Consider the following 13,436-nt stretch of genomic DNA (forward strand, 5'->3'; position numbering starts at 1 on the left):
GAATCCTCGCAGAGGATGGGGGGCGGACAGCCCCCCCGCGCGCATGAGGATCGTCGGCGGCAGGCTGCGCGGCCTCAAACTGGCCGACGTCGGCGAGGGCGACGCAGCCGCCCATCTCCGCCCGACCTCGGATCGGGTGCGCGAGTCGATCTTCAACCTGCTGATCAACGGCACCCACGGCAATCCCCTGCCCGATGCCCGCGTCCTCGACCTTTTTGCCGGCACCGGCGCGCTCGGTCTCGAGGCGCTTTCGCGCGGCGCGGCCCATGCCACTTTCGTCGACGACGGCAAGGCGGCGCAAAAGCTATTGCGCGCCAATATCGACAAGGCGCGTGCAGCCGAACTGACCGAGCATCTGCGCAGCGATGCCACCGCGCTCGGGCCGAATACCGCGGCCCCGTTCAACGTTGTTTTCCTCGACCCGCCCTATGGCAAGGCGCTGGGAGAAAAGGCCATAGCGGCCCTTCTCAAGGGCAATTGGCTGGCCCCCAAGGCCATGATCATCTGGGAGGAAGGCCGCCCGCCCGCGCTTCCGGCCGGTCTGACGCAGATTGACCGTCGCCGTTATGGCGATACATTCGTCACTTTGCTGCGCCAGCCGGAATAGCGTCAATCGATTGAAAGAACGCGATTAAATTGCGCGGTCAAGCTTTGTCGACAGGTGGATCAGACTTTCGCTGGATTTAACGCCGGTCAAACTGCCGATCTGATCCAGAGCATCATCCAATCTGCTCGTCGATTCGGCGGAAACCTGAAGCAAAAGATCGACGCGGCCGCTGGTCGTGTGGATCCGCTCGACTTCCGAGAGGGTCCGCAGACGGGACACGATCGCGGCCTGCGAGCGCGGCTCGATCGTCAAAAGACAGGTCGCGCGGATGCGTCCCTCCTTGGCGGCCTCGCCAAGTCGCAGAGTATAGCCCGCAATCGCACCCGTGCTTTCCAACCGCTCCAGCCGCGCCTGAACCGTCGAGCGCGCAACTTTCAGCCTGCGCGCCAGCACAGCCACCGACATCCGCGCATCCTGCGCCAGCTGCGCGAGTATTCCGCGATCCAGATCGTCCAAAGCGGCCTCCGTCATTTCGTCCGTTAAACGATCAAAATAACCAAATTGATGCCAATTTCCACCCTTTTCGATAAAGGCCGTGCCCGCCGGCCCAAACCGCTGCTCTTAACCTCGTGATAACCGCGTTTGTGGAAAGCGCGCGGAAGGCGGCGCGGTTCATGTTAGCCTCGCGGCATGGAATCAACTCGCCCGCCCCAGCATCTGGTCGTTCTGATTGACGGTACCTTCGCTTCGCTCGACCCCGATCACCGCAGTTCGATCGGCAGGCTTTATGCCGCGCTTTCGGGTTGGTGGGGGCCGGTCGACGCACCGATGAAGGTGCGTTACGAGCCGGGCCAGCAATGGGAGACATGGCGCACGATCTCGCGCCTCGCGGCGGGATCGGAGCTCGAAAGCCGAATTCTGGGGGCCTATGCCTGGATCGCGCAGCACTGGCGGCCCGGCGATCCGCTGTTTCTCTTCGGCTATTCGCGCGGCGCTTTTGCCATCCGCTCGCTAGCCGGAATGATCGGACGGATCGGGTTGCTGCACCCAAACGCGGTTTCGGACCATACGCTCGCCCGCGTCTGGCAGCTCTATAGTCAGGGCTGCAGGGAAGACGATCTTGCGGGTTTTCGCCGCGCCCATTGTCATGATCACGTCCCGATCCGGATGATCGGCGCTTTCGATACGGTCGTCGCTTTGGGGATCCGTCTGCCCCTTTTGTGGATGTTGGCAGAGCCGCGCTTCCGCTTTCACGACCACGAGCTCGGCCCCCATGTCGAACATGCCGCTCAGGCACTCGCACTGGACGAAACCCGCGCGGCCTTCGCCCCCCTGCTCTGGAGCAGCGGCGGGCAGGACGACATGGCGGCATCACAGGGCGATCCGAGAATCCGGCAGATGTGGTTTCGCGGCGTCCATCCCGATATCGGCGGGCAGCTGAGCGGGGCCGAATATGCCCGCCCGCTCGCCAATATTCCGCTGGTCTGGATGATGGAGCAGGCCGAAGAGGCAGGGCTTCCATTGCCCGAGGGCTGGCGCGAGCGGCTGCCCCGCGATGCAACCGCGCCCTCGGTCGGCTCGTGGCGGCATTGGGGCAAGGCTTTTCTGGCCCGCGCGCCGCGCGTGGCCGGTCATGACCCCAGCGAAAGCCTGCACGAGACCGTGCCCCGCCCCTACCCAGGACCTGCGCTTTTGGTCGGCCGCCTTGGCGATTTCGCCCGCGACCGCCTGCGTTTGCGGCGCCCGCTCGCCAAGAGCCCCGGGATGGGAGCCGACAAAGATGCCGCCGCCAATTCCGCCATGAAACAGGCGGGCGGCACGGCGGAACCTCCCGTCGCAGGGGGGAAGAAACCAGGACGAAAGAAAGCCGCCCCCGCAAAGAAAAATCCGTCCCCGACGGTGGATGTCAGGGACGGATGACATGCCTTGGTCCGCGGAAGGCGGAAGGCGGCGAAAGAACCGCGATCAGGCGACTTTGTTGAGGCCCGGGTTCGGCACGATCCCCAAAGCAGCGCAGACTTTCGTGGTCAGATCGGGCTTGTTGAGCGTGTAGAAATGCAGCCGGTCAACGCCGCCCGCGATCAGCTTTTCGCTCAGATCGATGCAGAGATCCAAGGCCAGCGACGCCTCGCCTTCTTTACCGGCGCGGGCGAAAGCCTCGTCGGCCCATTGCGGAACGGTGGTGCCGCAGCGCGCGGCGAAGCGCTTGGTGCCCGCCCAGCCCTGAATCGGCAGGATGCCCGGAATGATCGGCGCGGCAATCCCCGCTGCAACGCATTGGTCGCGGAAGCGGAAATAGGTGTCGGGCGAAAAGAAGAACTGCGTCATCGACGAGGTCGCGCCCGCGTCGATCTTGCGCTTGAGCCAGGCGACATCGGCGGCAGTGTCGGGGCTTTCGGGATGGGGCTCGGGGTAGGCGCCGACGCGGATGGTGAAATCACCGCGTTCCGCAATCGCCTCGATCAGCTCGACCGAGCTTGCGAAACCATCGGGATGGGGGGTGAATGTGTCCTGCCCCTGCGGCGCATCACCGCGCAGAGCCACTATCTCGCGAACACCTGCGGCCGCATAATCCGCGACGATCTTCATCGTTTCTTCACGCGTCGCGTCCACACAGGTCAGATGCGCCGCGACATTGAGGCCGTAGTGGCTGGAAAGCGCGGTCACCGCCTCGTGGGTCAGCTGGCGGGTCGTCCCGCCCGCGCCATAGGTCACCGAGACGAAATCCGGCCCGAGCGGTGCCAGCGCACGCGCCGTCTCCCACAGCCGGAACGACTGGTCGAGGTTCCGCGGCGGGAAGAATTCAAAGCTGACAGCAGGCGTTTTTGCGGGCGTCTGGGACATGGTCTCATTCCTTTTTCGTAGGGGGCTTGTCGCATGGGCCGCGTCGTGAGACAAATTCATAATCCGCAACATTGTTATGAACCCCGCTCAAGATGTATCTCGAACTCCGCCACCTCCGCCTGCTGCGCGCCATCCATGAACAGGGCGGGCTGGCGCGGGCTGCCGATATCCTGAACCTGACGCAATCGGCTTTGTCGCATCAGATCAAAGCCCTGGAGGAGCAGACAGGGATCGAGCTTTTCCTGCGCCGCACCAAACCCTTGCGGCTCTCGGCGGCGGGGATGCGGCTTTTGCGCACGGCCGAACAGGTCCTGCCCCTGATCGAGGCCGCCGAGGCCGATTTCCGCGCCGTCGAACAAGGCCGCGCAGGCAGGCTTCATGTCGCGATGGAGTGCCACCATTGCTATGCGTGGCTTTTGCCGGTGCTCGACCGGTTCCGCCGCGTCTGGCCCGAGGTCGATCTCGACATCCGCTCGAGCCTGTCGCTCAAGGCCCTGCCCGCGCTGCAAAAGGGGCAGGTCGATCTGGTGATTTCCTCGGATCCCGAAGAGCTGGCGGGCATTACCTTCCAGCCGCTCTTCGACTATGCGCCGACCATGGTCGTTCCCGCAGATCATCCGCTGGTCGCCAAAGGCTATGCCGAGCCCGAGGATCTGCGTGCCGAGACTTTGATCACCTATCCGATGGAGCGCGCGCGGCTCGACGTCTTTTCGCAATTCCTCGATCCGGCGGGCGTCGAGCCCGCGCATGTCCGGCAGGTCGAACAGACCAGCGTCGCCTTGATGCTCGTCGCTTCGGGGCGCGGGGTTTCGGTCATGCCCGACTGGGTTTTGCGCGAACATGCCGGCAATCCGGAGCTTGCCACCCTGCCTCTGGGCAAGGGCGGCACGCTGCGCCGCCTCTACGCCGCGATGCGCCAAGAGGACCTCGCCCAGCCCTATATGGCCTATGTCTTGCGCCTCGCGCGGACCGAGCCGCTGCGGTTCCTGCGCTAAAACGCATCGAATCGCGTGACGGAACGGTGGAAAAGCGACGCAAGCCTTCACTTTGCGCGTTCATGGCATTATGACGCGTGCCTGACCCCCGATAAGGACATCTCAAATGGCCAGCGCCAACCTCAACGTCATGATCAAGGCCGCGCGCAAGGCCGCCCGTTCCTTGGTCAAGGATTTCCGCGAAGTCGAGAACCTGCAGGTCTCGGTGAAAGGTGCGGGCGACTTCGTCAGCCGCGCCGATAAAGAGGCCGAGCGCATCATCAAGGAAGAGTTGCGCGGCGCCCGCCCGAACTACGGCTGGATCGGCGAGGAAACCGGCGAGGAAGCAGGCGAGGATCCGACCCGCCGCTGGATCGTCGACCCGCTGGACGGCACCACCAACTTCCTGCACGGCCTGCCGCATTGGGCGATCTCGATCGCGCTGGAGCACAAGGGCGAGATCGTCGCCGCCGTGGTCTATGACGCCGCCAAGGACGAGATGTTCACCGCCGAAAAAGGCGATGGCGCTTTCATGAACAACCAGCGCATCCGCGTTTCGGGCCGCAAGCAGATGATCGAGTCGATCTTTGCCACGGGCGTCCCCTTCGGCGGACGCGGCACGCTTCCGGCCACTCTGGCCGATCTCGCGCGTCTGATGCCGGTCACGGCGGGCGTGCGCCGCTGGGGGGCCGCGGCGCTCGATCTCGCTTATGTCGCGGCCGGCCGCTACGAGGGCTATTGGGAGCGCGGCATCAATTCCTGGGATGTCGCAGCGGGGATCTTGCTGGTCAAAGAGGCCGGCGGTTTCGTCGAATCGATCCGCGCCGACCAGAGCCCGATCTATTCGGGCAATATCGTCGCCTGCAACGCGCCGCTGTTCGACACCTTCTCGGGGATCGTGCGCGAGCGCCCCTGAGCGCCCGCCCGCACCCTCTCCACACAGCTTCGAGGGCCGCGCCGTTTGCGCGGCCCCCTTTCATTTGCATCGCCTAAACCCTTATTGCGACTTGACCTTACGGTTTTGGCGGCGCAGGTCTGATGCTATCAGCCGCGAGTGCCATCATGGATCACCAAGCGCCGAAATCCGGCCCTGTCGCCACACCGGTTGCGACAGCCCTTTCCGCCGAGCCCCTCGCCTCTTCGGCCAATGCGGCGCCGGCCGAACCTCCGGTGGCGCAAACGCCGGCCGAGAAATCCGCGGCGGAGATCGCCCGCAGCCGTCAGGGCAAGGCGATCTTGTTGATGTGCCTCGTGTGTTTCACCTTCGGGATGCAGGACGGGTTCTCGCGTTATCTCGGCGGGAAATACTCGCCGATGTTCATCATCATGCTGCGCTTCTGGTTCATGGCGGTTTTCGTTGTCGTGCTGGCCATGCGCGCGCCGGGCGGGATCCGTGCGGCGGTGCATTCCAAACGGCCGGTTCTACAGGTGATTCGCGGCGTTCTTCTGGTGCTCGAGATCCTTGTCACGATCGAGGCTTTCGTCCGCCTCGGCCTGATCGACACCCATGCGATTTTCGCCTGTACGCCGCTTTTGGTGGTGGCTTTGTCGGGGCCGATCCTTGGCGAAAAGATCGGCTGGCGGCGCTGGGTCGCGGTCGGCGTGGGATTTATGGGGATCCTGATCGTGCTCAACCCTTCGGGCGGGGTTTTGTCGTGGGATTCGGCCCTGCCCTTCCTGGGCGCGGTGATGTTCGCGATCTACGGGCTGCTCACGCGCATGGTCGGTCGCGACGATTCCGCAACCGTCAGCTTTTTCTGGACCAGCATCGTCGGCGCGATCACCGCGACCGTGCTTGGGATCTTCTGGCTGCAGCCGGTCGATCTGCCGGATGTGCCCTTGCTGCTCATTCTTTGCGCCGGTGCCGCGATCTCGCATTTCCTGCTGATCCGCGCCTACGAGATGGCCGAGGCCTCCAGCCTCCAGCCCTTCGCCTATACGCAGCTGGTCTGGGTCTCGATCATCGGGGTCTTGTTCTTTGACGAAAGGCTCGCGCCGAATGTGGCGCTTGGCGGGGCGATCGTGGTGGCCGCGGGCCTCTTTACCTGGTGGCGCACCCTGCAAAAGGCGCGTCAGGCGGGCTGAGACGACCGCCTGACGCAACAACCACCAGAGCTAGCGCGCGCCGGCCAGACCGTTCAGCAAACGCAGCTCTTCGGTCGGAAGCACCAGGCTTGCCGCCGCGATATTCTGGCGCAAATGGCTGCGGCGCGAAGTGCCGGGGATCGGCAGGATGTTGGGGCTGCGCTGCAAGAGCCAGGCCAAAGCCACCTGTTGCGCGCTGGTCCCGAGCCGAGTCGCGACCCCGTTCAGCCCCTCCGACTGCAGCGGGCTGAAACCGCCGAGCGGGAAATAGGGTACATAGGCGATCCCGTCTTCGGCCAGAGCGTCGATCATCGCGTCGTCGCCGCGCTGGACAATGTTGTACATGTTCTGCACGCATACCACCGGTGCCACATCGCGCGCCCGCGCCAACTGGTCGGGCGTCACCGTGCTGATGCCGATATGGCCGATCAGCCCTTCGTCCTGAAAAGCCCGCATCGCGCGCATCGGGGCCACGACATCATCCCCCGGCCCGCCGATGCGCAGGTTGATGATCGGCACCTGCTCGAGGCCCAGCCGCTCGAGGTTTTCCATCACCGAGCGGCGCAGGAAATCGGTATCGAGGCTCAACAGCCATTCGCCGTGATCGTTGCGGTAGGCGCCGATCTTGCTGACCAGCGTCAGATCCGCCGGATAGGGCGCAAGTGCCTCGCGGATCAGGCGGTTGGTGACATAGGGACCGTAGAAGTCGCTGGTGTCGATATGGTTGATGCCCAAAGCGACCGCTTCGCGCAGGACGGCGCGGGCCTCGGCGGGATCGGCGGGCTCGCCGAAAACATGGGGACCGGCAAGCTGCATCGCGCCAAAACCCATGCGGTTCACGGTGATCTCGGTACCGGGGAAGGTAAAGCGGCCGGCAGCGGCGGGATTTGGATCGGTCATGCGCATTCCTCCTTGGGGCGGCAATTGGGGGCAGGCCTCGAGACAAGGTCTGGGGGCCGCGAATGCTCCGGCCTCCAGTAAGGACGATTGCGGCGCGGATGCAATCTCGGGCGGATGGCGCGGGGCTTAGGGCGTGGCCGTCTGCGGCGCGGGTGTTTCCTCGGCGGCGGCGGTGACGGCCGGTGTATCGGTACCCGTGTCGGGCGCGGCCGCAGGAAGCGCGGGCTGCGTCAGCACGCGGACGCTCGCGCCGCCACCAATCAGCGCCACGATCGCGCGCTGCGAGACCGGCGGGCGCGGCGAAAAAGCGAGACGGACCGGCGGTTGCGGCGGCACGGGCATGAGACCGCCCCCCGTCAGATCGAAGCTCGGCACGATCGGAGCGGGTTTGCCCATGATCCGCGCGCGGTAGACGGGCAGGGATTCGGCCACGCGCATGACATAGTTGCGCGTCTCGTCGAGCGGGATCAGCTCGACCCAATCGACCGGATCGGCATGGCGGCGCAGGTCGCCGAAATCGCCGAGCCAGCGCGCCGGACGCCCCGGCCCCGCGTTATAACCCGAGGAAACGAGCGCGATCGAGGTACCGAAACGGGTCTGGAGCCCGCGCAGATAGGCCGCGCCAAGCCGTGCATTGTAATCGGCATCGGTGGTCAGGCGGGCGAAGTCATAGGGCTCGCCCAAAAGCCGCGCCATATCCTGCGCCGTGCCCGGCATGACCTGCATCAGCCCCTTGGCTCCGGCATGGGAATTGGCGGCATGGTTGAATTCGCTTTCGCGCCGCGCGATCGCCAGCACCAGCTCGGGCGGCAGGCCGTGATAGCCCTCCTCGAGACCGGTCAGCGGAAAATAGGCGGCGGGGTAGATCGCGCCCTTGGCGGCGGCAGCCTTGGCCAGCCGCAAAGCGTGCCAGGGCATACGCAATTCCAGCATCAGCCGCGACATGCGGGCGATGTCGTCGGGCTCGGCGCTTTCGGCCAATTGCAGGAAGAACCGTTGGCCCTGCTCGGGATAGCCCGCCGCAACCAGCCAGACCCCCGCCTGCCACAAAGGGCTTTCGGTGATCGCCGCGCCGCGCCATTCGGGCAGACTGTCGATGGCGGCACCCTGCACCGCCAGCGCCGGAGCCATGACCGCACCGACCTTCTCGGAGGCCAGCTGCCCGTAATAGGCGGTCTGATGCAGCGCCGCTTTGCCGTAAGCCGCCTGCGCCTCGGCCTTGCGCCCGAGCGCCTCATGGGCGCGCCCCTGCCAATACAGCGAGCGCGACAGCGTGATCGGCGTCGCGCCGATACCCTCGAGATGGCGGAAATGGCGCAACGCCTGTTCGGGCTTGCCCGATTTCAGCGCGGCATAGCCCGCAAGCCATTCGAGATCGGTGTAATCCTTGTGATCCTCGGGCAGGAAATGGTTGGCGGCGAAGGCCTCGGCCTTCACCCAATCGCCGGCGCGCATGGCCGCACGCGAGTAGTCGGCGCGAAGGCCCGCCCACAGCGCTGGATCGCGCAAAGCCTCGGCGCTGGTCGAGCGTTCGAGCATCAAGTCGCGCGCCAGATCGCCCATCTTGTTCTTCACGCGCCAGCGGAAGCGGTCGAGCGCGAGACCCGCATCGGCTTGCTGTGCGGCAGGCAGCGCGAGGATCAGCGTATCGACGCCCGTCCGCCCCGCCTGCATAGCGATCCGCGCCCGCGCGAGGGCCTGCGCATCCGCGCTTGCCCGCGGCAGCATCCGTTCGGCCGCCATCCATTCGCCGCGATCAAGCAGCAGCGACAGCCGCGCGTCATCGGCCTCCTCGACCGCTGTGCCGTAATCCATGAGGAAAGCCGCCTCTTCGGCATCGCTCAGGACGACCTCGGTCCAGAAACGCGTGACTTCGGCGCGAACCGCCGCCTGATCCGTCCCCAGTGCCGCGAGATAGGCGCGCTCGGCCCCCAAAGTCGCGGGGCGGCGCGTGGCGAACCATGTCAGGATCTCGGCGGCGGGAAGGGTCGGGTTCAGCACCGCATCGCCACGGGTGTAGAACAGCTCCATCCCCGGAAAATCGGGATGGGCGGCGGCGAAATCGCGGTATTCGGGCCAGCTCCCCTGCCCCGCCCGCAGCTTTTGCCAGGCGATCAGGCTTTGCGCGACCGGCCCCGAGCGCGCCGCGGCAGCCTCGGCCGCGACCCAGTCACGCCTTCCGGCGGCGGCCAAAGCGCCACCCATATCGGTCCGGTTTTCGGCCAAAGACGGCGTTGCCGCCAGACAGGCAAATACCAGACCCAGAATTCTGTCACGCAGAGGATACAACATGCCATAGTTGTGACCGGCTGCGGGGCGCGGTGCAACTCACATCCTTGGCAAGGGCGGCTTCGGGTAGTAAGGGCAAAGAAACCACTTCTACAGGAAGCAGTCATGTTCAAAGGCTCGATGCCAGCGCTTGTCACCCCGTTCACCCATGACGGCGAGGTCGATCTCGCGACGCTCGAGAAGCTGGTCGAGTGGCATATCGCGGAGGGCAGCCACGGGCTGGTTCCGGTCGGCACCACCGGCGAAAGCCCCACGCTGAGCCATGACGAGCATAATCTGGTCGTGCGCGAAGTCGTCCGCGTCGCCGCAGGCCGCGTGCCGGTCGTGGCCGGTGCCGGTTCCAACTCGACCCGCGAAGGGATCAACCTGATCCAGAACGCGCAGGAATCGGGCGCGGATGCCGCGCTGATCGTGACGCCCTATTACAACAAGCCGACGCAGGAAGGCATGATCGCCCATTTCGCGGCGCTCCATGACGCCTCGAACCTGCCGATCATTATCTACAACATCCCCGGCCGCTCGGTCGTCGACATGTCGCCCGAGACAATGGGCGAACTGGCGAAACTGCCGCGCATCATCGGCGTCAAGGACGCGACCGGCAAGCTCGAGCGCGTCTCGATGCAGCGCATGACCTGCGGTGCGGATTTCGTCCAGCTTTCGGGCGAGGACGCGACGGCTCTGGGCTTCAACGCCCATGGCGGTACGGGCTGCATCTCGGTCACGGCCAATGTCGCGCCGCGTCTTTGCGCGGAATTCCAGAATGCGACGCTTGCGGGCGATTACGCCAAAGCCTTGGAGTATCAGGACAAGCTGATGCCGCTCCATATCGCGATCTTCCTCGAACCGGGGGTTGCGGGTGCGAAATACGCGATGTCGCGTCTGGGCCTGTGCAACGAGCGTGTGCGCCTGCCGCTGGTGGCGCTGACCGACCAGACCCGCGACAAGATCGATGCGGCGCTGGAGCATGCGGGCCTGCTGTAAGCGGCCCTCTCCTGCCCTGGCAAAGAAAACGCCGCCCCGAGGGGCGGCGTTTTCTTTGGGTCGTTCGGGTTTTGGCAGGGCGGCAAGGCCCGCGCCTCACTCCGGCCTGTCGGTGGGTGCCGAGGGGTCCGAAAAGGTCGCCCACTCGCCCTTGGGCGGCTTGGGGATCCCCGCGCCGCGCTGGCGCAGATGCATGTCGGCCTTGGCGATGAAATGGCCGGTGATCGGCGCTGTCGCGAGCAGGAAGACGGTGATGAGCAGTTCGTGCCAGCTCCAATGTCCGCCGAAGACCGGAAACCAGATCAGCGCCGCGATCAGGATCAGCCCGACACCCAAGGTCGTCGCCATCCCCGGCCCGTGCAGCCGCGTCATCAGATCGGGCAGCCGGATCAGCGCCAAGGAGCCCACGAGTCCGAAAAAGCCGCCCGCCACCAGCAGGAAGGCCACGATGATTTCCGCAACCAGCATCACAGCCCCCTCATTCGATGATATCGCCGCGCAGGACGAATTTTGCGAAAGCCACGGTCGAGACAAAGCCGAACATGGCGAAAATCAGCGTCGCCTCGAAATAGGCGGTGGTGCCGTGTAGGATGCCGAACAGCGTCAGCAGCGCGATCACGTTGATCGTCATTGTATCGAGCGCGAGCAGCCTGTCCGTCACCCCCGGCGCGATCACCACGCGGTAAAGACAGCACAGCAGCGCCAGACCGAAGCAGCCGAAGGCGAACCAGAGCGCATAGAGGATCATGGATAGATCTCCTTGAGACGGGCTTCGTAGCGGGTTTTGATCTCCTCCAGCACGGCCTCGGGATCGGGGGCGTGCAGGCAATGGACCAAAAGCGCGTCTTTGCCCTGCGACAGATCGCAAGACAGCGTACCCGGCGTCAAAGTGATGGCGCTGGCCAGCATGGCGATGGCCTCGGGTTGGCGGATCTCGAGCGGGACCACGACCCAAGCGGGGCGGAGCTGCGATTTCGGCATGAACAGCACGATCTTCGCGACCGCGATATTGGCCTTGATGATATCGACAAAGACCACCCAGGCGAAGCCCGGCAATCCGAGCAGGTTGCGGTAGCGCGTCACGCCCGGCCAATAGGGCGCGGTCGCAACCGGCACCAGCACCGCCAGAATCGCGGCAAAGACCAGCGAGCCCCAGGCGAAGCGGTTAACCAGCATCATCCAGACGACCAGAATCATCAGGGACAGCACCGGATGGGGAAAAATCCTGCGCATCATCGCACGCCCTCCTGCCGGATCAGTACCGCATCGATATAGGCCGCCGGATCTAGCAATTGCGCCGCGACCCCTTGCGCGTATTCCGTTACCGGGCCCGCGAAAACCGTCAGCAGCACCAGCCCGCCCAAAAGCGCGCCGACCGATACCAAGGCCAGCCCGTGCGAGGGCGCATCGCCCACATCCTGCACCTGCTCGTCGGGTTCGAGTTTGATGCGCCCGCCCTGAGCTCCTGCTGCGGTGGATCTTGCGGGGGCCGCGCCCACCTCGGTCGCTTTCCAGAAGACCAGCGAGCCCGCGCGCATCATCCCCGCAATGGCGATCAGCGAAGTGACCAGCACCACGGCCCAGATCACCACCCATTGCGGCGAGCCGGCGGTGGCCTGAAGGACCAGAAGCTTGCCGACGAACCCCGACAGCGGCGGCATCCCCGTCACGGCAACCGCCGCGGCAAAGAACAGCACGCCGATCAGGCCGGCATGGGCGATGGGGGGCTCGGGGATCAGCCACAGGTCGCGGCGGCGCGCGCCGATCAGGTCGACGACAAGGAACAAGGCCCCTGCCGCCAGCGTCGAATGGATCATGTAATAGATCGCGGCCGAGACACCTTCGGGCGTGAATTGCGCCATGGAGACAACCAGCGTCCCGATAGAGCCGATCGCCGCGAAGGCCGCCATCCGGCTCAGGCTTTTCGCGCCCAGAACGCCGATCTGGCCAAGCGCCAAGGTAAAGAGCGCGGCGGGAAGCAACAGCTCCATCGCGATGCGCTCGGTCGTGCCGTCGGGCGGGAAAACCAGCGTGAAGAAGCGCAGGATGGCATAGACGCCGACCTTGCTCATGATCGCAAACAGCGCGGCCACCGGCCCCGGCGCATTGGCATAGGTCGCGGGCAGCCAGAAATGCAGCGGCACCAGCGCGGCTTTGACCGCAAAGACCAGCATCAGCAGGATCGCTCCGGCGCGCAGGACGGCGGTCTGGTCGGCCGGCAGCTCGGCCACCCGCGCCGCCATATCGGCCATATTGAGCGTGCCCGTCACCGAATAAAGCGTCCCGAGCGCGATCAGGAACAGCGTCGATCCCGCGAGGTTGTAGACGACATATTGCACCCCTGCCCGCAGCCGCATCGCGCCGCCGCCGTGGATCATCAGCCCGTAGGAGGCGATCAGCAGGACCTCGAAAAAGACAAAGAGGTTGAAGGCGTCTCCGGTCAGAAAAGCCCCGCAGACCCCCATCAGCTGGAACTGCCAAAGCGCGTGGAAATGCCAGCCCTTGCGGTCCCAGCCCGAACCCAAAGCGTAAAGCTGGACCGCGAGCGCCAGCACCGCCGTCAGCAACAGCATCAGCGCGGCCAGCCGGTCGAGCATCAGGACGATGCCGAAAGGCGCGGCCCAATTGCCCAAGCGATAGACCGAGATCGTGCCGTCGGCGGCCAGCCAGTTGAGGTAAAGCGCGACGCCGACAAGCGCCAGCGTACCCGCGATCGAAAAGATGCGCTGCAACACCAGATCGGTGCGCATGGCGAGCAGGATCACCGCACCAAGACAGGCCGGCAGAACCACGGGGGCGATCAGCAGATGGTTCAC

The 13,436-nt window shown here is 65.2% G+C and carries 14 protein-coding genes; 6 read left to right on the forward strand and 8 right to left on the reverse strand.

Annotated elements, in window-relative coordinates:
* Positions 1 to 43 precede the first annotated feature (43 nt).
* A complete protein-coding gene (rsmD, locus tag ACFFUC_RS00290) occupies positions 44 to 607 on the forward strand; it encodes a 16S rRNA (guanine(966)-N(2))-methyltransferase RsmD (RefSeq protein WP_377682456.1) in 564 nt (187 codons plus the stop codon).
* Positions 608 to 631: 24 nt separating this feature from the next.
* Here the strand turns inward: rsmD and ACFFUC_RS00295 are convergent, their stop codons facing one another.
* Positions 632 to 1,063 carry an Lrp/AsnC family transcriptional regulator gene (locus ACFFUC_RS00295; RefSeq protein ID WP_377682458.1) on the reverse strand — a complete coding sequence of 144 codons (432 nt, stop codon included), beginning with the start codon at positions 1,061 to 1,063 and terminating at the stop codon, positions 632 to 634.
* 174 nt (positions 1,064 to 1,237) lie between these two features.
* Here ACFFUC_RS00295 and ACFFUC_RS00300 point away from each other — a divergent pair, with 174 nt between their 5' ends.
* On the forward strand, positions 1,238 to 2,467 hold the full coding sequence (locus tag ACFFUC_RS00300; RefSeq protein WP_377682460.1) for a T6SS phospholipase effector Tle1-like catalytic domain-containing protein: 1,230 nt from the start codon (positions 1,238 to 1,240) through the stop codon (positions 2,465 to 2,467).
* A 45-nt stretch (positions 2,468 to 2,512) separates the two neighbouring features.
* On the opposite strand, the gene metF is transcribed toward ACFFUC_RS00300, so the two are convergent.
* A complete protein-coding gene (gene metF, locus ACFFUC_RS00305; RefSeq protein WP_377682462.1) occupies positions 2,513 to 3,391 on the reverse strand; it encodes a methylenetetrahydrofolate reductase [NAD(P)H] in 879 nt (292 codons plus the stop codon).
* Positions 3,392 to 3,483: 92 nt separating this feature from the next.
* On the opposite strand from metF, the gene ACFFUC_RS00310 reads away from it, so the two are divergent.
* The 3 genes from ACFFUC_RS00310 (at position 3,484) to ACFFUC_RS00320 (ending at position 6,450) form a co-directional block, all read left to right on the forward strand.
* Positions 3,484 to 4,386, forward strand: coding sequence for a LysR family transcriptional regulator (locus tag ACFFUC_RS00310; RefSeq protein WP_377682464.1), 903 nt, complete (start codon positions 3,484 to 3,486; stop codon positions 4,384 to 4,386).
* Positions 4,387 to 4,492: 106 nt separating this feature from the next.
* The gene (locus ACFFUC_RS00315) at positions 4,493 to 5,281 is read left to right on the forward strand and encodes an inositol monophosphatase family protein (RefSeq protein WP_377682466.1); all 789 of its coding nucleotides are present in this window, start codon (positions 4,493 to 4,495) and stop codon (positions 5,279 to 5,281) included.
* 146 nt (positions 5,282 to 5,427) lie between these two features.
* Complete coding sequence (locus ACFFUC_RS00320) at positions 5,428 to 6,450, forward strand: DMT family transporter (protein WP_377682468.1); 1,023 nt, start codon at positions 5,428 to 5,430, stop codon at positions 6,448 to 6,450.
* 30 nt (positions 6,451 to 6,480) lie between these two features.
* On the opposite strand, the gene ACFFUC_RS00325 is transcribed toward ACFFUC_RS00320, so the two are convergent.
* Together ACFFUC_RS00325 and ACFFUC_RS00330 are read right to left on the reverse strand one after the other, a co-directional pair.
* Entirely contained in the window at positions 6,481 to 7,350 is an 870-nt protein-coding gene (locus tag ACFFUC_RS00325; protein ID WP_377682470.1) for an oxidoreductase, read from the reverse strand.
* Between the two features lie 126 nt (positions 7,351 to 7,476).
* A complete protein-coding gene (locus ACFFUC_RS00330; RefSeq protein WP_377682472.1) occupies positions 7,477 to 9,642 on the reverse strand; it encodes a transglycosylase SLT domain-containing protein in 2,166 nt (721 codons plus the stop codon).
* A 102-nt stretch (positions 9,643 to 9,744) separates the two neighbouring features.
* Here ACFFUC_RS00330 and dapA point away from each other — a divergent pair, with 102 nt between their 5' ends.
* Positions 9,745 to 10,620, forward strand: a complete 876-nt coding sequence (gene dapA, locus ACFFUC_RS00335; RefSeq protein WP_377682474.1) for a 4-hydroxy-tetrahydrodipicolinate synthase — start codon at positions 9,745 to 9,747, stop codon at positions 10,618 to 10,620.
* Between the two features lie 96 nt (positions 10,621 to 10,716).
* Here dapA and ACFFUC_RS00340 read toward each other — a convergent pair whose 3' ends face one another.
* The 4 genes from ACFFUC_RS00340 to ACFFUC_RS00355 are packed head-to-tail and all read right to left on the reverse strand — an operon-like array spanning position 10,717 to position 13,436.
* Positions 10,717 to 11,088: a Na+/H+ antiporter subunit G gene (locus ACFFUC_RS00340; protein WP_377682475.1), complete on the reverse strand. Its 372-nt coding sequence runs from the start codon at positions 11,086 to 11,088 to the stop codon at positions 10,717 to 10,719.
* Positions 11,089 to 11,098: 10 nt separating this feature from the next.
* On the reverse strand, positions 11,099 to 11,368 hold the full coding sequence (locus ACFFUC_RS00345) for a K+/H+ antiporter subunit F (protein WP_377682477.1): 270 nt from the start codon (positions 11,366 to 11,368) through the stop codon (positions 11,099 to 11,101).
* Positions 11,365 to 11,856, reverse strand: a complete 492-nt coding sequence (locus ACFFUC_RS00350) for a Na+/H+ antiporter subunit E (protein WP_377682479.1) — start codon at positions 11,854 to 11,856, stop codon at positions 11,365 to 11,367. Before ACFFUC_RS00350 ends, ACFFUC_RS00345 begins: the two co-directional genes overlap by 4 nt.
* A complete protein-coding gene (locus tag ACFFUC_RS00355; RefSeq protein WP_377683581.1) occupies positions 11,853 to 13,436 on the reverse strand; it encodes a monovalent cation/H+ antiporter subunit D in 1,584 nt (527 codons plus the stop codon). Before ACFFUC_RS00355 ends, ACFFUC_RS00350 begins: the two co-directional genes overlap by 4 nt.

The organism is Paracoccus cavernae (assembly GCF_042430175.1).
GTDB lineage: Bacteria > Pseudomonadota > Alphaproteobacteria > Rhodobacterales > Rhodobacteraceae > Paracoccus > Paracoccus cavernae.